The organism is Anabaena sp. UHCC 0451 (assembly GCF_034931405.1).
Taxonomy (GTDB): Bacteria; Cyanobacteriota; Cyanobacteriia; order Cyanobacteriales; family Nostocaceae; genus RDYJ01.
The window spans coordinates 77,840-97,913 of record NZ_JAYGHA010000010.1; the positions used below are offsets into that span (position 1 = coordinate 77,840).

Consider the following 20,074-nt stretch of genomic DNA (forward strand, 5'->3'; position numbering starts at 1 on the left):
TTCCAAATTCCAAATTCTAAATTCCAAATTCTAAATTCCAAATTCTAAATTCCAAATTCCAAATTCCAAATTCTAAATTCCAAATTCTAAATTCCAAATTCCAAATTCCAAATTCCAAATTCTAAATTCTAAATTCTAATGATTAAGGACTAATGACTATGACTGAAAAAATGATTTTTCGTAATTTTGTTGTTAACAAAGGTAAACTGAGAAACTTAATTTCTTGGGCGTTTACCCATTACGGAACAGCGCGGACAGCGGTGATGGCAGATAAGCTCAAGGAATTAGGCTTCCGTTATGCCACCAAGGCTGGGGTATCAATTAGTGTAGATGACTTGATGGTTCCACCTTCCAAGCGATCGCTCCTAGAAGCAGCAGAGGAAGAAATTCTCAGCACCGAAGCCCGGTTTAAACGGGGGGAAATCACGGAAGTTGAACGTTTCCAGAAGGTGATTGACACCTGGAATGGAACATCTGAAAGCCTCAAGGATGAAGTTGTTACTTACTTCAAAAAAACCAATCCTCTCAACTCCGTATATATGATGGCTTTTTCGGGAGCTAGGGGTAACATTTCCCAAGTTAGGCAATTGGTGGGAATGAGGGGATTGATGGCAGATCCCCAGGGGGAAATTATTGATTTACCCATCAAAACCAACTTCCGAGAAGGATTAACAGTTACAGAATATATTATTTCTAGTTATGGAGCCAGGAAGGGGTTAGTTGATACGGCGCTGCGGACTGCGGACTCTGGATATCTGACCCGGCGGTTGGTGGATGTTTCCCAGGATGTGATTATCCGGGAGTTTGACTGTGGCACTAACAGGGGTGTTCCCATTCGGGACATGACTGAAGGGGCGAAGGTGTTGATTCCCATTGGCACAAGATTAATGGGCAGGGTAGTGGGGGAAGACGTGATTCACCCGACTACGGGGGAAATTATCGCCGTTCGCAACACGCCTATTTCCGATGACTTGGCCGCAGTGATTCAAAAAGCTGGAGTTAAGGAAGTTGTCGCGCGATCGCCTCTTACCTGTGAAGCTGCCCGTTCGGTATGTCAACACTGTTATGGTTGGAGTTTGGCACACGCCAAGATGGTGGATTTGGGGGAAGCAGTGGGGATTATTGCTGCTCAGAGTATTGGTGAACCAGGTACACAGTTAACCATGCGGACTTTCCACACCGGGGGAGTTTTCACAGGGGAAGTGGCACAACAGGTAAGAGCCAAGATTGATGGCACGGTGAAGTTTTCCCGCAAGTTAAAAACCAGACCCCACCGGACTCGTCATGGTGAGGATGCTTTGTATGCTGAAAACAACGGCACAATGGTATTAGAAGCTAAGGGGGGAGCGGAAAACCAAGAAATTTCCATTACCCAAGGTTCAACTTTATACATTGTGCCGGGACAACAGGTGAAGGTCGCCCAATTGATTGCTGAGGTAGCTTTGGGAGGGAGAACCACCAGGGCAAATACTGAAAAAGCAGTTAAGGATGTGGCAACTGACCTGGCGGGAGAAGTGCAGTTTGCCGATGTGGTGGCTGAACAAAAAACCGACCGTCAAGGCAACACCACCACCACCGCGACCAGGGGGGGATTGATTTGGATTTTATCTGGTGATGTTTATAATTTGCCTCCTGGGGCAGAACTGGTGGTGAAAAATGGCGATGGCATTGCTACCAATGGGGTTTTGGCTGAAACCAAGTTAACCAGTGTCCATGGTGGGGTAGTGCGGCTGCCGGAGGTGATTCCTGGTAAGGCAACCAGGGAAATTGAAATTATCACAGCTTCGGTGATTTTAGACCAAGCCACGGTGACGGTGCAGAGTTCCCAAGGGAAGAATAATTATTTAGTGCATACAGGATTGGGGACTGGGGACCAGGGACTAGGGATCAGGGACCAGGGACAAGATCAGAGTTCTTCCCAATCACCAATCCCCAATCACCAATCCCCAATCCCCAAATCCCAAACCTTTAACCTGCGAACCACACCGGGAACTAAGGTGCAGAATGGCCAGGTGGTGGCGGAATTGATTGATGACCGTTATCGGACTACCACTGGTGGGTTTTTGAAGTTTGCTGGCATTGAGGTGCAGAAAAAAGGTAAGGCTAAGTTAGGTTATGAAGTGGTGACAGGGGGAACTCTGTTGTGGATTCCTGAAGAAACCCACGAGGTGAACAAGGATATTTCTTTGTTGTTGGTGGAAGATGGACAATTTGTGGATGCGGGTACGGAGGTTGTCAAGGACATTTTCTGTCAAACCAGCGGCGTGATTGAAGTTACCCAAAAGAATGATATTTTGCGGGAGGTGGTGATTAAGCCTGGTGAACTGCTGATGGTGGATGATCCGGAGGCGGTGCTGGGGCGAGATAACACTTTTGTCCAGCCTGGGGAAGAGTTTTTGGGAGTGGTGGCGACAGAGTTGCGCTACATTCAATATGTGGAATCACCAGAAGGACCGGCTTTGTTGAGTCGGCAGGTGGTGGAATTTGATGTTCCTAATAATCCAGACTTGCCTTCAACGACTTCAGTTAGCCAAGAAACTGGCAGGTCAATTCAGATGCGAGCAGTGCAGCGGTTGCCCTATAAGGATTCGGAACGAGTGAAGTCGGTGGAAGGGGTGGAACTGCTGCGGACGCAGTTGGTGTTGGAAATTGACTCAGAAGGTGAACATGATCATGCGGCTTCACCGTTGGCTGCGGATATTGAGTTGGTTGCTGATAGTGAAAATGCTGAGATTCAGAGATTGCAGTTGGTGATTTTGGAGTCTTTGGTAATTCGCCGGGATATTGCGGCTGATGCCACCCAAGGCAGCACCCACACGACTTTGGAAGTGGAGGATGGCATGACCATTGCACCTGGGGCGGTGGTAGCTCGGACACAGATTTTGTGTAAGGAAGGGGGCGTTGTCCGTGGTGTACGGAGAAATGCGGAAGCGGTGCGGCGTTGTTTGGTGTTGCGAGACAGTGACATGATGACTCTGACTGCTACCACAGCACCAACGGTGAAAAAAGGAGATTTATTGGTTGAAGGTGCAGAAATCGCTCCTGGTGTGTTTGCACCAGAGTCAGGACAGGTAGTAGAAGTGAAAGCAGGTAACAGGTTACAGGTTACAGGTGACAGTAAAGAAAATACTCCCGCTGCTGCTGCTTATGACATTACAGTCAGAGTTGGCCGTCCTTATCGAGTCAGCCCTGGGGCAATGTTGCAAATTGAAGATGGTGGTTTGGTGCAGCGGGGTGACAATTTGGTGTTGTTGGTGTTTGAGAGAGCCAAGACTGGGGATATTATTCAAGGTTTGCCCAGAATTGAAGAGTTGCTAGAAGCCCGTAAACCCAAGGAAGCTTGCATCTTGTGCCGTCGTCCGGGTGAGGTGAAGGTAGTTTATGGTGATGGGGATGAAGCCTATGCTGTGAAGGTGGTGGAATCTAACGGTACGGTGACTGATTATCCTCTCGGACCTGGACAAAACCTGATGGTTCCCGATGGCGCTCATGTGGAAGCTGGTCAACCTTTGACTGATGGACCTTCTAATCCCCATGAGATTTTAGAGATTTTCTTTAGTCTTGGCAATGCTCCTGGTTCGTCGGTGCAAATGGAGGATGGTATTTATGCTTGTGCTAGTTTGGCACTACAAAAGGTACAAAGCTTTTTGGTGAATGAAGTGCAGATGGTGTATCAGTCTCAAGGGATTGAGATTTCTGACAAACACATTGAGGTGATTGTCCGACAGATGACGAATAAAGTCAGGATTGATGATGGTGGTGACACGACTATGTTGCCTGGTGAGTTGGTGGAATTGCGCCAAGTTGAGCAGGTGAATGAGGCGATGTCTATTACTGGTGGGGCTAAGGCTCAGTATACTCCGGTGTTGTTGGGGATTACTAAGGCATCCTTGAATACGGACAGCTTCATTTCTGCTGCTTCTTTCCAAGAAACTACCAGGGTGTTAACTGAGGCTGCGATTGAGGGTAAGTCTGATTGGTTGCGTGGTTTGAAGGAAAACGTGATCATTGGGCGGTTGATTCCGGCTGGTACTGGTTACAACACCTATGATGAACCTACTGCTATTGAGGATTATGGTACTGATTTGGGTACTGGCGTTTTAGATGAGGTTGATGATCCGCTGGATATGGTGTTAGATGACCGCACTGCTAAACTTTATAGCTTGGATGCTCCTGGTTTGAGTGATACTAGTTATGATGCTAGACGCGGTGAGCGGTCAATTTTGGATGATGATGATGATTTGATTGCTGATGAAATAATTTCGGGTGTTGAAGAAGAGGAAGAGGAAGAATACGAAGAAGAAGAGGATGATTATGATGAAGAATAAATTAGGAGCATCCGCATTCAGTAGAAACTAAAACTGTATTAAGTTGAAAAAGGCAAAAGAAAATAAACTTTTGCCTTTTACTTTTGAGCTAACTAAAGTTTCTTGACATACTCCCCGCCCTGAAAGTGCGGAGATTCTTTCTTTCAAACAACAGTTGCAGTTTCATACCGTCTTACACTATCTCACCCAACAAACAATGCCCTGCCTGTTTCCACTATTCTATCAAAGAGCCGTCCTCAAAGGACGGGAAACCTCAAACCCGTTTTTTCGGTAAATCAAAAATTAGTAACTGTGACGCTTAAACCAGAATCAAGCTTGGGAACCTTTAAATATTCGACTGGTTCATAATCTTGACGATTTGGGTTATTGGTTGCAGAACATGGTTGAAAGAAAGTTTCTGGATTGTTAATATATTCCAGCGGATTAATTTTTTTGCATTCTGGATCACTTACGCTCAAACTTGCATCATTAGTGGTAGAATCATCGCTGACAAGATTCCACTTATTGTTAATTGTGGCTGCTTCAGTTACTAAATTAGCAGCTTGGTTAGGGTTAGCATTAGCACTAGGATTGATAGCGATTCCTGCGGACAGTAAACTAATCACAAAGGTTAAGGAGAAAAGAGATAATTTCATTAGGATTTAAGATTAATCAAAAAATTACAATCTTTTCAGCAAAAATACTGAATACATAATAACATTTTAAACTGGATTTGCAGTTTATTTGAAAAATAAGAGGGTTTTTCTTAATTTTTCTTCTTAACAGTCGGTTAAACTTTAAGTTTTTCATATTATTATTTCATTATTTTTCGATGGCTGACATAAGTTGCAAAATTCAAATAGACTGTTGAAGATTGGTAAATTTGGACAAAAGCTATCTATTCAGTTATAATTCATGCTGTTATAGCCCTTGCTCCACTGTTATGGATAAGTAGCTAACAAGAAAAGTTACTGCTATTCCTAATCATTACTCCTTTGTCGATAGTAATTTGTAACAAAAATGTCTTTAAAAATTGTTTCCAATTTTGATAGTAGTTTTACACTCACCCCAGAATCTAAAGAAACTCTGTTTCAATTATTAACTAATCAATCATTTTTAAGGCAAATTTGTCAAAGTTCTCAATGGGTAAATATTGAATTTACACAACTGCTTTTTCAACCTGTTCCTTATAGTTTAAATACTCCTAAAGGTATGCCATCAGAGTTTGAAAAATATCAGGAATCTGATGATTATATAATCATTAATGTACCGCCAAATTTCATGTTTAATGCTAAAATCTTTAAACCTAGTCGCCTTTGTGCAATTTATCGAAAAACCGCTTAAATATTATGAATAATTGCACAATTACTGCTGTAGTAAATTAGTAAATCATAAATTTAATTAAGATGACTACTGAAACTAATATTTCTAGTTTAGCCAGTTTAGAATATGTTGCTTACATTGACGATAATGGTGAATTACCAGCACAATTTCTGGGTAAAATAGGAGTCTACGCTATTTTTGACCAAGCAAAAATTCTACAATTTGTTGGTTATTCTCGTGATGTTTATCTCAGTTTTAAGCAGCATATAGTCCGTCAACCAGAAAAATGTTATTGGCTGAAGGTGCAAACTATCGAACGCCCTAACCGCACAATTTTAGAACAAATTGAAAATACTTGGATTTCTGAAAATTGCAGTCTTCCTTCAGGTAATGGCGAAAATAAAGAAAAATGGACTAATCCTATTAATAGCAATGCACTGATGACAACTGAAGAACAAACTAAATATGAAAATCCACTAATTGATGATTTGGACAAAATGAAACTTATTAAAAATGTAGCTCGACGAGTTGAATCTGAAATTTTAGCGGTATTAGAATCACGGGGACTCAAGACCCCAATTCGCTTTAATCCTAAATTAAAGGAAGAAGGTTTACTAGATTTAAAATAGCATAGTTGAGATTTTTGAGATTTTTGTGAGCGCCGAAAGCACCTTACCTCATATCCATAAATAACAAACTTATCTGTTTAGGCTCTATAGTGTGGGTTGTCAGGTGTGGGGAAGAATGTTCTATGATCTCTTCCCTATTCCCCGTTCCCTGTTATTGTTCCCTATTCCCTGTATGAATTACGAAATAGCACGCAAACTACTTATAGACCAAACCACAAGCGACGAAAACCCAGATACCTTATTAAACCGTCTAAAACAAGGAAAACCACCAGTACCAGGTCAAATTACCTCTGTTTTGTTAGCTTTGAGAGTGGTATTTGAATCTCTGAAAGATACAATCAGCTTAGACAAAGAACTGGCCTATGCCTTGTATAAATTAGGTATTAGAGCTTTGCAGTTATTTGCTACAGGACGCAAAGCAGGTATTGACTGGCCGCCACTGCTAAAAGAAGATTTACAACGCATTTCTCTAGCAACTGAAAGTATCTTTTCCGGTACTTGGGAAACCTTAAGCAGAGCCGGTAAGCTGAAGGATGAAGAATAATCAGAAATTTCAAATTACCAACTAACTACATTCTTGTCCTAACGTGTTCTCAGTTCTGCCTCTACCTTGTCTAGATCAGATTTAAGAAAAAGTGTCATTCTACCACTTAGAGCCTTTCCTTCTTTGGGTTTAGCAATTTCTACCCAATAAGCGTAGCGATCGCCTACCCGTAATTCTCCTTTTAAAGCCTCTCGAATCGGAGTTTTTGCTAAACGCGCTTGATTAATTGCACTTTGGTTAGGATACGCATAAACTACCTTGGCGCGGTTATAGTCTTGATAAATATCTGGGCTATAAATTACGCGCAAAGATTCTTCAAGCCGCTCAATTGTCACGCCATTAATTCCATCGTACATGGTCATGCGCTCAGTACGAATTGTGCTACGGTCTTTAGTAAATGTTACCTTACCTGGAGGTAATACTGACGCTTGAAAGGTGAATCTTTGAGCAGCTGTATCACTTTTACTCACAAACAATTTTTCTCCACTTCTAGGGCGGAGGGTTGGATGAGCTTGAATCCAGCTTATTACTTCCTCTGTGCTTTCTCCTGGTAATGCTTTGGCTGGAGAATTCAGCAGTATTAACCCAGATAAGCCAGGTATAAAGAAACTAGAAAAAATTAAAAATTTACGCAAAGATTTTTTTAGCATTTTCCTATTTTAGGAATAACATCACTATTGAAAATAGTCTTCCCATTTTTTCCATAGGATTAAACTTTATCTTAAAATTGATCTTTTCAGCCTAGATCCCCAACTTCTCAAATCCAACAAGTCGGGGATGTAACTAACTTAACAAGGTAACATTGCCACTTTGATAACTTTACGCGCTTTCATATCAGCAAAAACCTGTTCTAAATCTTGTAATGGCCGCTGTTCACTAATAAGTAACTCAAAAGGAATCTTTTTACTAGCGATGAGTGATAAAGCAGCACGTACATATTCAGGTGTATTATGAAACACACCTTTTAAGGTCAGTTCACTATAATGTAGCTGTTCTGTATTAACTGAAATTTTCGTATCTTTGGGACAGCCACCAAATAAGTTTACAATTGCACCAGGACGGGCGCAAGCGATCGCTATTTCCCACACACTAGGAACACCTGTAGCTTCTATCACTACATCAGCACCCCACCCATCAGTTAATTCTTTTACTACCGCAGGAATATCCGCTAATTGATGGTAATTAAAAGTCTGTGCTGCACCCAATTTTTTGCCAATTTTCAGCCTTTGATCATTACCTCCCCACAGAAATACCTCAGCTTGCATTTCCGTAGCTAAAACCGCTACAAACATTAAACCTATCGCCCCATCTCCCAGCACAACTACACGGTTTTGAGGTTTGACATGAGAACGCCCCAACCCATGCAAAACACAGGCTAAAGGTTCTGTCATTGCTGCTAATGCAAACGGTAACTGATCGGGAATAGGCAGCATATTATACTGGACAATCGGCGCGGGAATTTTCAGATATTCGGCAAAAGTGCCATTATTCCAAGTTAAATTGGGACAGAGAGAATATTCTTGGCGTTGACAAAAAAAACATTTCATGCAGGGTGCAGAATTATTAGCGACAATGCGATTTCCAACCTGCCAATTATGCACACCAGCACCTACAGCCACAATTGCTCCCGCCGCTTCATGGCCAAATAGCGTTGGTGGTGTTAGCATCCTCGCATGACCACCACGCCGCCATACCTTCAAATCTGTACCACAAGTTGTAGCCGCCCCTACTTTAATCACCACTTCCCCATCTGCGGGGGTAGGATCTGGGACTTCCTGTAAGCGTAAATCTTCTTGACCGTAAAGTAAAGCTGCTAACAAAGCTTTTTACCTAAGAATTAGCTGTCATTAGATTTTACAGGATATTGTGGTATGGCGATTTTTCAAAACAACATCTTTTCTCACTTCTTCTATTACTACAAGTTATACCTCAACTAATTGTCTACAACAAAAAATTATCTTTGTTTTGGATTGACTACTTAATCAATCCTTCTCTTGCCTTTTGCCACTTTTTCAGCAAGCCCTACATAAACAACTAAAATAGCCCTTAACTTCCCTATCTTTGCACCTCATATCCAGGATTGAAGGATGAACAGGATTTGATTGTTTGCGATTGGTTGAATTTAAAATAAATTTTCAGTATTTATCAGTATTTATAAGAAAAATGCAGTGTGGAATGTGGGATGTTAGAGACAAAAAAAATTGCCCCCTGAAATCAGGAGGCGAACCGCCAAAAGTCATATTTCTTAACACGCGGGTGCTTGTCTACGCTTTTAGCTGGCAACGTATTCTTTAACATTGGCGCGACGGCGACGTAAATGTGCAAGAGCTTGATGCTCTAATTGACGGACTCGTTCACGGCTAAGGTTTAACCGTTCACCAACTTTCGCCAAAGACATTTCATTACCATCTTCCAAGCCAAACCGGAGAGCTACAACTTCCCGCTGTTGGGGTGTAAGTTCTGCTAACAGGTTATTTAGGTCTTGGCGCAAGAATTCCTGAGTGGTGTAATACTCTGGTGATGGACCATCATCTTCCAACATTTCTTGCAGTTCAGTGTCTTGGTTATCACCAACTCGCACATCTAAAGAAACTGGCTGACGAGCCATATTCATATACTCACGAATCTGAGCAGGTTCTAATTCCAGTTCTTTAGCGATTTCTGTCGGTGTTGGGGATCTGCCCAACTTTTGCGCCAACTCACGTTGCACTTTTTTGATTTTGTTCAGCTTTTCGGTAATATGGATAGGTAAGCGGATAGTGCGACCTTGTTGAGCGATCGCTCGTGTAATTGCTTGGCGAATCCACCAGTAAGCATAAGTTGAGAATTTATAACCCCGCATGGGATCAAATTTCTCCACACCTCTTTCTAATCCCAATGTTCCTTCCTGGATTAAATCCAGAAACTCCATGTTGCGCTTCTGATATTTTTTCGCAATAGCCACAACCAAGCGTAAATTCGCCTCAATCATTTTTTGCTTGGCTCGTTTACCTTGTGCAACCGTCTGCTTAACTTCGTTTTCGGATTGGTTAACATGAGCAGCCCATTCTGCTAAACTAGGTTCATGGTCTAAATTTTTAGCTAAAACTTCTTTAGCTTCTAGCAAAGTCATCATTAGCTGCACTTGCTTCCCAAATACAATCTCTTGCTCACGGGTTAGCAGTGGCACACGACCAATCTCCCGCAGATAGGTTCTTACCATATCAGCTGTGAATTTGGCGTTCAGGTTTTCGGTTTCGCTGTTAACTGTAGGCATTGGTGCGTTGTCCTCTACTCCCTAAACAAAATGGATCTTTTCTCAACTAGGGCGGATGAATAAGGGTGGCATACACATCAATAGACATCATCTGAGCTACTATAAGCACTTAATTTATATAGCCGTTGTCACGACGGTGCTACCCTGGAAGGGGTTCCCCGACCCTTCTTCACTGTTAGAACATCTTAGAAGCACACTGGTTTGTTTTCAAGAATTCTTCCTTTCTTCAATATTTGACCACAACTGTCAAACACGAAGTCAGTATGAGTTTTATCTTTTTATGGTACGGTAAATCTGGCAGATAGTAAAGAGAAGCAGATAAATCTTCCTATTATAAAGCAAACTTGACTAACTGGTAAATATTGTTTTCAGGTTTCTGAAAACGCTGACTATATCTATAGTGACGTTAAAAACCCCTCTTCTGTTGCTTCAAAGTAGCCGGATAACCGAACTTATGAAGCTACCCCGATGGAGGGATGTTACTAATTTTAGATTTTGGATTTTGGATTTTGGATTTTGGATTGATCAATCACCTCTTCCCCAATCACCAATCACCCTTGAATTACTAAAAACCTAAGTCGGCTTTGGCTAGTTCTGCGGCGGCGAAAACTTCCGCATCTGACTTATCTTCCCAAACTTGGTCGCCAATTTCCGCATAAAAAGCTGAATCATACGGACGGGTACGTACAACTACAGGCATAGGAACAGCGTGGCCTAAAATGAGGGCTTGTTGCTTAGAGTCTAATTTAGCCAAGACTGAGCGCAAAGCTCCCGCACCAGATACACCTGTAAAAATGGCATCAATATCTTTCTCATCGTTAAGCAAAGCTGTGATGCGAGTACCAATTTGGGACATAACCTCATTATCTATCCCAGAAGGGCGTTGATCAACTACCAAAAGTGTTACGAAATATTTTCTCAATTCTCTAGCTATAGTTCCAAAGATGGTACTTTGTACCACCGATGGGTCAAGAAAGCGGTGAGCTTCTTCTATTGTAATCATTAATGGCGTTGGCCGATCTAGAGGATTTTTACTTTGCAGAAACTTATCTGCTCTTTTGACATAATGCTCATGAATACGCCTGGTGATCATATTCGTCACCAACATATAAGAGAGCATATTTGACTGGGAACCGAATTCTATCACAACATTTTTCCCAGCTTCTAAAGATTGTAATATTTTGTTAATATAATTTTGGGGACACACCGCTCGCATATATTTTAAACTATCTAAACGTAATAATTTCCGTTGTAAAGAAGTAATTGAACCTGGATGTCCTGGTTTATCATCGCAAAATATTTTAATATCCTCACCAGTCATATTGAACAATTGAGGAATCCAAGATTTACCTAATTCATTACATAATATATTGGCATTATCTAAGGCTGCTTCTGAAAGTCCTAGCTCTCTACCACATAGTTTAATATCTTCAACTTCAATTTGCTCATAACTAAGATACAGTTCTTGAGCATCTCGTACACCTCGGCGCTTGGTTGATTCTGGGTCAAGAGTATAAACTTCAACTTTACCGGGAAATAATTGTTTTAAACCTTTAACTGTGTTAACTTCTTTACCTTCTGCGACTGCTTCCCAGCCATATTCTGAGTGCATATCAAAAATTAAGTTAACAGCCGCATTTTTGCGAATCACACCGGCTAAAAGTAAGCGGGTCAGAAAAGATTTACCAGTCCCAGATTTGCCAAAAACGCCATTACTCCGTTCCACGAAGCGGTTCAGATCAATACAAATCGGCACATCCATATCTAAGGGTTTACCGATGGAAAAGTTTTTTCTGTGGGGGTCATCTTCCCAACCAAACACTTTACGGAAGTCATCTTCAAGAGCTTCGTAAACTTGGCTAAAGTGACTGGGTATAGTTTTTACAGGTAATAATTCCATCGTCGTGCTGGTTTGCGGTTGAAATGATGCTAAACCATTGGTAGAGGGAATAAAGGGATTGAGAGATTTACCATTGCTAGAGAAGGAAGTTTCCTGAGTTTCCGGGGTAAACATCAACATTGGTGCGAGGTTGACCATTCCATAAGTACCGCTTCCGGCTAAAACTTCTCGCAAAAATGTATCTTCCCAACTGGGAGGGTTAGCCATAATCCGCGCATTTGCTGCACCTAGAGATACATCTGTCAGCATACAGAAAAAACGCGATCGCACACCTTGTACCACCAGAAATTTACCCACCCGCATATCTTCTACAGAAATATCCGGGTGTAATCTCACTTCTAAACCCCCGGTTAGCGAACCTTCGATGACTGAACCTAATGGTTGTCCTGAATTCATTTTAAATAGGGAATAGGGAATAGGGAATAGGGGGAATAGGGAACAGGGAATAGGGAACAGGGAACAGGGAATAGGGAATAGGGAATAGCGGAATAGTTTATTTTCTACCCAGTCACCAGTCCCCAGTCACCAGTCACCAGTCACCAGTCACCAGTCCCCAGTCCCCAGTCCCCAGTCACTTAATCAATTTGAATTGAAGTAGGTGTGCTTCCAGTGGTAGGAGGTTTACCTGATAAGGGTTTTCTAAATTGGTCATAGAGGCGATCGCGCCAGGTAAAAAATGGTTCATAATCAGGATTATCCGCTAAAATAGGTAATCCTTTACCTCTGAGAGACTCTGGTAAATCCAAATAAGGACCTGGTGGGAACTTCAATAATATTGATAATCCCGCCACAGCTAAATCAGCTATAGTGGGTTCATCTCCCAACAGATAAGGACTATCTGATAATAATTCTGTGAGGATTTCTAAATCTTGTCTTAAACTTGCGATCGCAGACTTGATGACATCGGGACTAAACCCAACTCCCAAACCTAACACATTGAGAAAATCAGCTGGGACACCTTCAACCATACTTTTGAAAATATCTGGTGTTGAGACAGGTAATAAAGATTTGCGGAAATTTTGATCTTGACTAATCGCAGCAAATAGAGCTTTTCTACCCTTAATACCGATAGATTCATCTGCCCAATCTTCCAATAATAAAGCCTGGGCGCGTTTTTTCCTATCCGTGGGTATCAGTGGACGATCTGGATATTCTGAGTCTAAATACTTAGCAATTTCTGTTGAATCTACAATATATCTATGTCCATCCTTTAATACTGGAACTTGTTTTTGGCCAGTCAACCGAAATAATTCTACTTGTCCGATGCCTGGTGTCACTTCAATTTTGCGATAATCTAATCCTTTGTAATCTAGGCATAGACGCACTTTTTCTGAATATTGAGATAATTCCCACTGATATAATTCCAGCATATTTTATTCGGTGCTAACTAACTAACTAACTTATTTTACAATTCTATATTTAGTTTAGGTAACTTTTCTAGGAATACCAATTTTATATGAGGCTGTACAGAATGATGAAATTCATGAATTTATCTATTTCCATCTGGATTTATCTGCGGTTAATTCTTGTTGATATCTGATACTATGCACTACATCTAAAGGCAAAGAAAAAAGATATATTAGGAACACGGCACGCTACACTCATACATCTTATTTGATGATTGCCATATCTCCAAAAACATGGCTAAAAAATTGCATTAGTTTGGTGCTAAATCCTGCTGATGAGAATTCAGATTAATAAATATGCAAAGGTTTATCTTAGAGTGTTTGAAAAATCTAAATTCATACTCTCTGGGCGATTATAAAGATGCCTCCGGCACGCTTCGCGAACGCGGCTACACAGACAGAACCCACCTTCGTGGGTTCAGAAGCCTTGATTTTTCATTAGTCCACGTATCCCTTACCGGACCGAAGGAATAGGTGGACTTCGCTTGTGTAGTAGCGTTCGCGAAGCGTGCCGGAGGCATCTTTATATTTGCCGAAAACTTTTCAAACATCCTCTTAATAGCATTGCCTAATTTTTGGACAAAATAGGAATCCCTGTCCCAGTTAGATTTTAGTTTAGCGAAATGTTATAAGTTTTTATGTAGCTTGTAAAAATTAAAGACAAATGAAATTTATGAAGGCTAATTACGGCAAATTATTGACCAACATCGCTGGGATACTGGGAGTCACTGGGGCTAGTCTCCTGATTACTTTACCATCAAGAGCAGAAGCAGTCCAAAATCATGATACCAATATTCAAAGTAAAACACAGATAGCCCAGTCCAGCGGCGGTGGAATACTCAACCCGAAACCAAGTATTTTCAACGAACCTCCCTACAATGGTCGGATGAAGACCCCACCAACCATGAACCGACCGGAAACTCAAACACCTGTAATTACTGACCCCAGTCAACAACCAGACCAGTCCACAGAAACCAAGAACGTGATCGAAGTAGCGGAATCAGCAGGTTCTTTCAAAACCCTGATCAAAGCCTTGGAAGCGGGTGGACTAACTGAAGTTTTACAAAGATCGGGACCATTTACTATATTTGCTCCCACAGATGAAGCGTTTGCCAAACTACCACAAGACGCAGTGCAGGATTTGTTAAAGCCAGAAAATAAAGCAATACTGGTGAAAATTCTCACATATCATGTTGTGCCGGGGAAAGTCCTTTCCAGCGATTTAAAATCTGGTTCAGTTACTAGCCTACAAGGCGACTCAATTAAAGTTAAAGTCGATCCTTCTACAGGGGTATCTGTGAATGATGCTAAGGTCACTCAGGCAGATATTCCAGCCAGCAACGGTGTAATTCATGTAATTGATAATTTGATTTTGCCACCTAGCTTGTAGAATAAACCCCTTGCAGATAAATTTTGCAAGGGGTTTTATCACCTAAAAAATAGAAACATTACCTAAAACGTCTCTATAATATGGTTTTTTCCATGCTATCCGCTGTCAATTAGCGTGATTTAGCACTGGTCTTGCCGTCACCAGACTTTGTTTCTTGAAGTAATTGAGGCATTAAATCCTCCAGCTTTTGCGCTGTTTGTTCTTCTTGCTGCAAGTTTTGCTGTAATAACTGCACAACTTGGTTTTGTCCCATCTGTTCAGCGCCTTTAATCAAGCAGCGATAACAGGCAATTTCCAAATGTTCGACTGCTAACTGTCCACCGGCTATTCCCTGTTCCAGAATTTTCTGACTCTCAGCAGTCAGAAGCATGAATTTTTGACCGTCACTAATTACACCAGCAGCAGCATCACAAGTAACTCGTTGTGGTTGTTGTCCCAAAGTGCTGAAAACCTGCTCTAGATTTCTAATTTGCTGCTCGGTTTCACGAATGTGAGTCTCAATTAAAGACTTTAATTGGTTGTTTTGACAACATTGAAGCATCATCTGCTGTGCTTCTAAAAAGCGATTTTCAGCATCGTACATTACACCAACTTCGTAGATGAACTTATCTTGTGAGCTAGTGATTTTTTTAACGCTAGGACGTTCGCTGAGTTGAACCATTGTTATTCTCCTGAAGTTTTGACGCTGTAACAAACAGTCATACCTATTAACCCTACGTCCAGCCTTCAGTCTTCTCTTCATACCTGAGACACAGTTTCAATCCTACATCTGACAGCTATTTGTGTGGAGCAAAATGAGACTTGGGGTAGATATGGTTGATTAAGTTAAAGTAAAGATAAGTAAAGAAAGTGCTGTAAACTAAATGACTGCTCCCAGCTTAGAGATAATTTCTACTCAGTTAGAAAGTCCAGATTTGCGCGATCGCATGGTAGCCCTTGCTAACCTGCGTCATATATCCCCAGAAGAAGCTGTACCTTTGATCAAAAAGGTCTTAGATGATGAATCTCTGCAACTCCGCTCAATGGCAGTATTTGCTCTAGGTATCAAGCAAACCCCAGAATGTTATCCTATCCTGGTGCGAATTTTGGAAACTGACCCTGATTACGGTATCCGTGCTGATGCTGCCGGTGCTTTAGGATATTTAGGTGATAACAGAGCAGTTGAGCCTCTATCACGGGCATTTTATGAAGATACAGATTGGTTAGTTAGATTTAGTGCGGCTGTTTCGTTAGGTAATATTAAAGACTCTCGCGCCTACAATATTCTGATTCAGGCATTGGATAGTAAAGAAGTAGTGATCCAACAAGCTGCTATTTCGGCTTTAGGAGAAATTAAATCCATTGAATCTGTAGATCATATTCTTCGCTTTGCTCAAGCCGAAGATTGGTTAGTGCGGCAGCGTCTAGCAGAAGCTTTAGGTAATCTCCCTACTCCCAAAAGCGTCTCAGCTTTGAAATACCTAGAAAAAGACAGTCATTCCCACGTTGCTGAAGCTGCAACGATTTCTCTCAAAAGACTAGAAGAAATAGAAAATCAAGTTTAAGTTAACGCTTCCTGCTACCTTTTAATAATAAAAGTGGATTTTGTATTTTGCTCCAGGATAGTTTGATTCATGAATATTGAAGAATTTTTTGAGTTAAGTGCTGGGAAATGGTTTTCTCACCGGACAAGTCACCATTTAGCCTTTAAGCAAGCCGAAGATGGTAAATCAGATATCGTGATTGAGTCGCTGGCCGCAGATCACCCAGAGGTGATCAAACTGTGTGAACAGTATGAAATCCATCCTAGTACAGCTTCCTGTGGTGCGAGAGTTACCTGGAAGGGAACAATGGAATGGGACGAGGAAAAACACGAAGGTTCTACGGTTTTAGTTACTGTACCGGATGCAGATAAACCCGGTGAAGGTAAGTTACTACGAGAAATGGGTTATGCAGAAAAAGCACCCGTAGCAGGAACTTACAAAATAGGTGAAGATGGCGCTTTAACTCTGATTACTGAGTATGAAACCATGTGGTCTGAGGAAAGACTATGGTTTGCTAGTCCTAACTTGCGGATGCGGGTAAGTGTCCTCAAGCGTTTTGGCGGCTTTAGCATGGCTTCTTTCACTTCCGAGATTCGCATGGGTGCTACTGAAGCATCTAATAAAGTTAATGCTCCCGCAGGTTAACACTTTTTTAATTGGGCAAGTAGGGGTTTAGCAATGCTAAATCCTTAGCTTACCTATACTCACTGTGCAATTCCTGATCATCTTCTTCCTAACTTCCAATCTTCACCACCGGGTAACTGAATTAAATAATTATCAATAACAGCCGCTAATTCCTTAACTGAATAATTATAAATCAACTCTAATAAAACCTGAGTTTGATTAATTATCTGTTCCTTATCTACCATTTCCGCCAGTTGAAATGGACTATAAACACCGTTTAAGACTTCCACACTTGCATCACGAATCGCACCTTCTATTTCTTCTTCAAAATAACTACTCCATTCATCTAGATTGATATAATAGGATTTTTTATTTTCCTTGAGGTTGAGTTTTTTAATTTCTATCAATGAATTACGAATAGAAGCACTCCAAGAATTTGTTAATCTTTTCTCTATCTGATTTTTAATCAAATGAATCAACAAAATTCTGATAAAAGCTTGAATGTTTCTAATAATAGCCTGTTTACTCATCCCCTCTAACTCATCTACTATAGCCAAAGCATCGCTATAACGCTGTTCTAAAATACAATTTCTCAGGTCTATTAATTCCTGTGTCATTGAGCTTTTATCCTCCTAGAATTTGCATTTAAGAAAATTTATTTCTTGCTGTGAGCATCAAAGTAGATGAGAATCAAACATCAAGCTACTTATCAAGCTGTTTCTGTCACCTGTCACCTGTCACCTTTTAAATTTGCAATACACGAGCTAAAACTTCAGGAAGTGGCAGGACAATTAACAATAACAAAGCTATTGCTAGTAAACCTAAAATATCCCGTTTGTTGTCTAGTTCTGTAACATCATTTAGTGCGGGTTCATCAATTAAAGGAATAAATAATAACAGAATTGCCCACAATAAAAATTCCTGCCGCACAAAGGAAAGTATGAGTAATAACAAACGGGAAATTTGACCGATAGCAACAGCAGTGCGTTGTCCAAACATAGCATGGACAATATGACCCCCATCTAATTGTCCTACTGGCATTAAATTCAATGCTGTGACAATTAGACCTAAAAACCCAGCTACTGCAATAGGATGTAAATCTAAAGCAGATTTAGCAGTTAGTTCACTACCCAAGGCTAATTTTGAGAGTAAAGCTAATAAAATAGAATATTTGGGATTAAGAGCATTGGGATTTAACAGTCCTGTTTTTTCGCTTAATGGTACTACTTCCGAATGAGCTAAACCCCAAAGAAGCAAGGGTAAAGTGGCAATAAAACCGGCAATTGGTCCAGCTATACTGACATCAAATAAAGCTTTGCGGTTAGGAATTGGACTTCGCATTTGAATAAATGCACCAAAAGTTCCTAAGAAAAAAGGTACAGGGATAAAATAAGGTAGAGTTGAGCGAATTTTATGAAATCGCGCTGTAAAATAGTGACCAAGTTCATGAATACCCAAAATCGTGATTAACCCAAAAGCGTAGGGTAAACCGTTGGTGAGTAGAGTTAGGTCAGATTTGAGTTTCGTTAATTCAATTCCCGCAATTTGCGAACCCATTAAGGTGGTTGTGACTAAAGTCAGTAACAACAATGTCAGTGCTGTTGCTGCTTGAGTTAAATTGTCCAGACTGCGTTTTGTATTTTGTTTAGCAGCTTGTGTGTTGGGAACAAGGACAAAGAAGGGTTTACCATCCATACCTTCTTGGAAGATTAACAGAAAGCGATCGCCAAATTGCCCTTCAATATTTGCTTTAATCTGTTGGTAAGCTTGATTGGCTTTAGTTCGCAATTGACCACGACAAACCACCGCTTGGGGTCGGTACTCAATGTTTTGAATGTAGTATACAGACCAAGGGAAACAATTTCGCAGATTAGTTTCTTCTGCTGGCTCAATAGGACGCACTGGTAATGGTTCTGTTGTAGTAGAATTATTTGTCGATTGTAATGCTGTAGCTTGGGTTTGACTCTGGGTATTTTCTGGAACTCGATGCCCGGAAAGAAACAGAATCCAGTATAACAGCAGACTGAGAATCAAAGGCCAAATAATCAACCCTGGCGGAGGTGATTTTTCTGCACCATAGATTAGCGTCCAACTGGTCAATATAAATGCTGGTGTCATTAATACTAGCCACAACAACCACACTGGTGTGCGGGTGATATGAGCAACGCTGCGCTGCACTATCAGATAAGTAGCTAGTCCCAGTAAGAGTAGAAACCAAAATGTCATGTTATTTCAGGAGTTCAGGAGTTTAAGAAGTCAAGAGTTTAAGGAGTTTAAGAAGTTTAAGAAGTCAGAATGTTTGCTAAATCTGTAGATTATTAAATATAGATAGGATTGACGCAAAAAAATCTATTTATTTGCTTATTTATCGGTTATTTAATTTATGTTTTCTTCATCTCAACAACCAAGTCATACAATTAAGCCACCACAAACTATACTTTCTGGACAAAGACCAGGAGGAGAAATCCTCTCCACTGCAACGGAAACAGGATTAGTATCTAACGATTTGGGTATTAACAAAATTATTGCCTTTCCACCAAATCGGGACACATTAGGGGGAACTTCTTATCTTATTGTAAGAAATGAAGGTAATATTCTCATCGACTGCCCAGCTTTGGAGCAAATTAATCAAAATCCGGTCGCACACGGTGGTGTGCGTTGGTTGTTTATTACTCATCGCGGTGCTATTGGTAAAGTCGCAGAAATTCAACAAGCCCTTGATTGTGAGATTCTCATTCAAGAACAAGAAGCCTATTTATTGCCAGGTTTAAGTGTCACTCCCTTCTCTCAAGAATTTAATCTTGATGCCACCACACAAGCAATTTGGACACCTGGTCATTCTCCTGGCTCTTCATGTCTATACTATCGTGAATTTGGAGGAGTATTATTTTCGGGGCGGCATTTACTTCCCAACCCCCAAGGTGAGCTAGTACCATTACGCACCGCAAAAACTTTTCACTGGACTAGACAACTTAAAAGTGTTCAGGCATTGCGCGATCGCTTTACGCCAGAAACTCTACAATACATTTGCCCCGGTGCTAATATTGGCTTCCTCCGAGGCAAACGTATCATCAACCAAGCTGATCAGCAATTAGGGATTGGGGACTAGGGATTGGGGATTGGGGACTGGGGACTGGGGACTGGGGACTGGGGACTGGGAAATAGATATTTC

The 20,074-nt window shown here is 41.0% G+C and carries 17 protein-coding genes; 8 read left to right on the forward strand and 9 right to left on the reverse strand.

Annotation, left to right across the window (positions count from 1 at the left end):
• Nucleotides 1–158 precede the first annotated feature (158 nt).
• Nucleotides 159–4,328 carry a DNA-directed RNA polymerase subunit beta' gene (locus tag VB694_RS08990; protein ID WP_323359969.1) on the forward strand — a complete coding sequence of 1,390 codons (4,170 nt, stop codon included), beginning with the start codon at nucleotides 159–161 and terminating at the stop codon, nucleotides 4,326–4,328.
• Nucleotides 4,329–4,603: 275 nt separating this feature from the next.
• Here VB694_RS08990 and VB694_RS08995 read toward each other — a convergent pair whose 3' ends face one another.
• Nucleotides 4,604–4,963 (reverse strand): hypothetical protein, encoded by a 360-nt coding sequence (locus VB694_RS08995; protein WP_323359970.1) that lies wholly within the window; start codon nucleotides 4,961–4,963, stop codon nucleotides 4,604–4,606.
• Between the two features lie 364 nt (nucleotides 4,964–5,327).
• Between VB694_RS08995 and VB694_RS09000 the strand changes: the two genes are divergently transcribed.
• The 3 genes from VB694_RS09000 (at nucleotide 5,328) to VB694_RS09010 (ending at nucleotide 6,803) form a co-directional block, all read left to right on the forward strand.
• Nucleotides 5,328–5,651 carry a hypothetical protein gene (locus VB694_RS09000; protein ID WP_323359971.1) on the forward strand — a complete coding sequence of 108 codons (324 nt, stop codon included), beginning with the start codon at nucleotides 5,328–5,330 and terminating at the stop codon, nucleotides 5,649–5,651.
• A 62-nt stretch (nucleotides 5,652–5,713) separates the two neighbouring features.
• Nucleotides 5,714–6,259 carry a GIY-YIG nuclease family protein gene (locus tag VB694_RS09005; protein ID WP_323359972.1) on the forward strand — a complete coding sequence of 182 codons (546 nt, stop codon included), beginning with the start codon at nucleotides 5,714–5,716 and terminating at the stop codon, nucleotides 6,257–6,259.
• Nucleotides 6,260–6,431: 172 nt separating this feature from the next.
• Nucleotides 6,432–6,803 carry a Dethiobiotin synthetase gene (locus VB694_RS09010; protein WP_323359973.1) on the forward strand — a complete coding sequence of 124 codons (372 nt, stop codon included), beginning with the start codon at nucleotides 6,432–6,434 and terminating at the stop codon, nucleotides 6,801–6,803.
• Nucleotides 6,804–6,841: 38 nt separating this feature from the next.
• Here the strand turns inward: VB694_RS09010 and VB694_RS09015 are convergent, their stop codons facing one another.
• The 5 genes from VB694_RS09015 to VB694_RS09035 all read right to left on the reverse strand — a co-directional run bounded on the left by VB694_RS09015 (nucleotide 6,842) and on the right by VB694_RS09035 (nucleotide 13,329).
• Entirely contained in the window at nucleotides 6,842–7,453 is a 612-nt protein-coding gene (locus VB694_RS09015; RefSeq protein ID WP_323359974.1) for a hypothetical protein, read from the reverse strand.
• 138 nt (nucleotides 7,454–7,591) lie between these two features.
• Entirely contained in the window at nucleotides 7,592–8,623 is a 1,032-nt protein-coding gene (locus tag VB694_RS09020; protein ID WP_323359975.1) for a zinc-dependent alcohol dehydrogenase, read from the reverse strand.
• 452 nt (nucleotides 8,624–9,075) lie between these two features.
• A complete protein-coding gene (locus VB694_RS09025; RefSeq protein ID WP_323359976.1) occupies nucleotides 9,076–10,059 on the reverse strand; it encodes an RNA polymerase sigma factor, RpoD/SigA family in 984 nt (327 codons plus the stop codon).
• 565 nt (nucleotides 10,060–10,624) lie between these two features.
• On the reverse strand, nucleotides 10,625–12,355 hold the full coding sequence (locus tag VB694_RS09030) for an ATP-binding protein (protein ID WP_323359977.1): 1,731 nt from the start codon (nucleotides 12,353–12,355) through the stop codon (nucleotides 10,625–10,627).
• A 179-nt stretch (nucleotides 12,356–12,534) separates the two neighbouring features.
• The gene (locus VB694_RS09035) at nucleotides 12,535–13,329 is read right to left on the reverse strand and encodes a glutathione S-transferase family protein (protein ID WP_323359978.1); all 795 of its coding nucleotides are present in this window, start codon (nucleotides 13,327–13,329) and stop codon (nucleotides 12,535–12,537) included.
• A 709-nt stretch (nucleotides 13,330–14,038) separates the two neighbouring features.
• Here VB694_RS09035 and VB694_RS09040 point away from each other — a divergent pair.
• Complete coding sequence (locus VB694_RS09040; protein WP_323360046.1) at nucleotides 14,039–14,755, forward strand: fasciclin domain-containing protein; 717 nt, start codon at nucleotides 14,039–14,041, stop codon at nucleotides 14,753–14,755.
• Nucleotides 14,756–14,864: 109 nt separating this feature from the next.
• Here VB694_RS09040 and VB694_RS09045 read toward each other — a convergent pair whose 3' ends face one another.
• On the reverse strand, nucleotides 14,865–15,416 hold the full coding sequence (locus tag VB694_RS09045; RefSeq protein WP_323359979.1) for a ferritin-like domain-containing protein: 552 nt from the start codon (nucleotides 15,414–15,416) through the stop codon (nucleotides 14,865–14,867).
• 202 nt (nucleotides 15,417–15,618) lie between these two features.
• On the opposite strand from VB694_RS09045, the gene VB694_RS09050 reads away from it, so the two are divergent.
• Nucleotides 15,619–16,299, forward strand: a complete 681-nt coding sequence (locus tag VB694_RS09050) for a HEAT repeat domain-containing protein (protein WP_323359980.1) — start codon at nucleotides 15,619–15,621, stop codon at nucleotides 16,297–16,299.
• A 69-nt stretch (nucleotides 16,300–16,368) separates the two neighbouring features.
• Nucleotides 16,369–16,923 carry a phycobiliprotein lyase gene (locus tag VB694_RS09055; RefSeq protein WP_323359981.1) on the forward strand — a complete coding sequence of 185 codons (555 nt, stop codon included), beginning with the start codon at nucleotides 16,369–16,371 and terminating at the stop codon, nucleotides 16,921–16,923.
• A gap of 77 nt (nucleotides 16,924–17,000) precedes the next feature.
• On the opposite strand, the gene VB694_RS09060 is transcribed toward VB694_RS09055, so the two are convergent.
• On the reverse strand, nucleotides 17,001–17,519 hold the full coding sequence (locus VB694_RS09060) for a DUF29 family protein (RefSeq protein WP_323359982.1): 519 nt from the start codon (nucleotides 17,517–17,519) through the stop codon (nucleotides 17,001–17,003).
• A gap of 127 nt (nucleotides 17,520–17,646) precedes the next feature.
• Nucleotides 17,647–19,128 (reverse strand): site-2 protease family protein, encoded by a 1,482-nt coding sequence (locus VB694_RS09065; RefSeq protein ID WP_323359983.1) that lies wholly within the window; start codon nucleotides 19,126–19,128, stop codon nucleotides 17,647–17,649.
• Nucleotides 19,129–19,285: 157 nt separating this feature from the next.
• On the opposite strand from VB694_RS09065, the gene VB694_RS09070 reads away from it, so the two are divergent.
• Nucleotides 19,286–20,011 (forward strand): MBL fold metallo-hydrolase, encoded by a 726-nt coding sequence (locus tag VB694_RS09070; RefSeq protein WP_323359984.1) that lies wholly within the window; start codon nucleotides 19,286–19,288, stop codon nucleotides 20,009–20,011.
• The last annotated feature ends 63 nt before the right edge of the window (nucleotides 20,012–20,074 follow it).

Excerpts from the sequence above, each read along its gene's own strand:
- VB694_RS09055 (WP_323359981.1), top strand. The coding sequence starts at position 16,369 with ATGAATATTGAAGAATTTTTTGAGTTAAGTGCTGGGAAATGGTTTTCT.
- VB694_RS09040 (WP_323360046.1), top strand. The coding sequence starts at position 14,039 with ATGAAGGCTAATTACGGCAAATTATTGACCAACATCGCTGGGATACTG.
- VB694_RS09070 (WP_323359984.1), top strand. The coding sequence starts at position 19,286 with ATGTTTTCTTCATCTCAACAACCAAGTCATACAATTAAGCCACCACAA.
- VB694_RS08990 (WP_323359969.1), top strand. The coding sequence starts at position 159 with ATGACTGAAAAAATGATTTTTCGTAATTTTGTTGTTAACAAAGGTAAA.
- VB694_RS09015 (WP_323359974.1), bottom strand. The coding sequence starts at position 7,453 with ATGCTAAAAAAATCTTTGCGTAAATTTTTAATTTTTTCTAGTTTCTTT.
- VB694_RS09005 (WP_323359972.1), top strand. The coding sequence starts at position 5,714 with ATGACTACTGAAACTAATATTTCTAGTTTAGCCAGTTTAGAATATGTT.
- VB694_RS09050 (WP_323359980.1), top strand. The coding sequence starts at position 15,619 with ATGACTGCTCCCAGCTTAGAGATAATTTCTACTCAGTTAGAAAGTCCA.
- VB694_RS09035 (WP_323359978.1), bottom strand. The coding sequence starts at position 13,329 with ATGCTGGAATTATATCAGTGGGAATTATCTCAATATTCAGAAAAAGTG.
- VB694_RS09010 (WP_323359973.1), top strand. The coding sequence starts at position 6,432 with ATGAATTACGAAATAGCACGCAAACTACTTATAGACCAAACCACAAGC.
- VB694_RS09030 (WP_323359977.1), bottom strand. The coding sequence starts at position 12,355 with ATGAATTCAGGACAACCATTAGGTTCAGTCATCGAAGGTTCGCTAACC.
- VB694_RS08995 (WP_323359970.1), bottom strand. The coding sequence starts at position 4,963 with ATGAAATTATCTCTTTTCTCCTTAACCTTTGTGATTAGTTTACTGTCC.
- VB694_RS09065 (WP_323359983.1), bottom strand. The coding sequence starts at position 19,128 with ATGACATTTTGGTTTCTACTCTTACTGGGACTAGCTACTTATCTGATA.
- VB694_RS09045 (WP_323359979.1), bottom strand. The coding sequence starts at position 15,416 with ATGGTTCAACTCAGCGAACGTCCTAGCGTTAAAAAAATCACTAGCTCA.
- VB694_RS09025 (WP_323359976.1), bottom strand. The coding sequence starts at position 10,059 with ATGCCTACAGTTAACAGCGAAACCGAAAACCTGAACGCCAAATTCACA.
- VB694_RS09060 (WP_323359982.1), bottom strand. The coding sequence starts at position 17,519 with ATGACACAGGAATTAATAGACCTGAGAAATTGTATTTTAGAACAGCGT.
- VB694_RS09000 (WP_323359971.1), top strand. The coding sequence starts at position 5,328 with ATGTCTTTAAAAATTGTTTCCAATTTTGATAGTAGTTTTACACTCACC.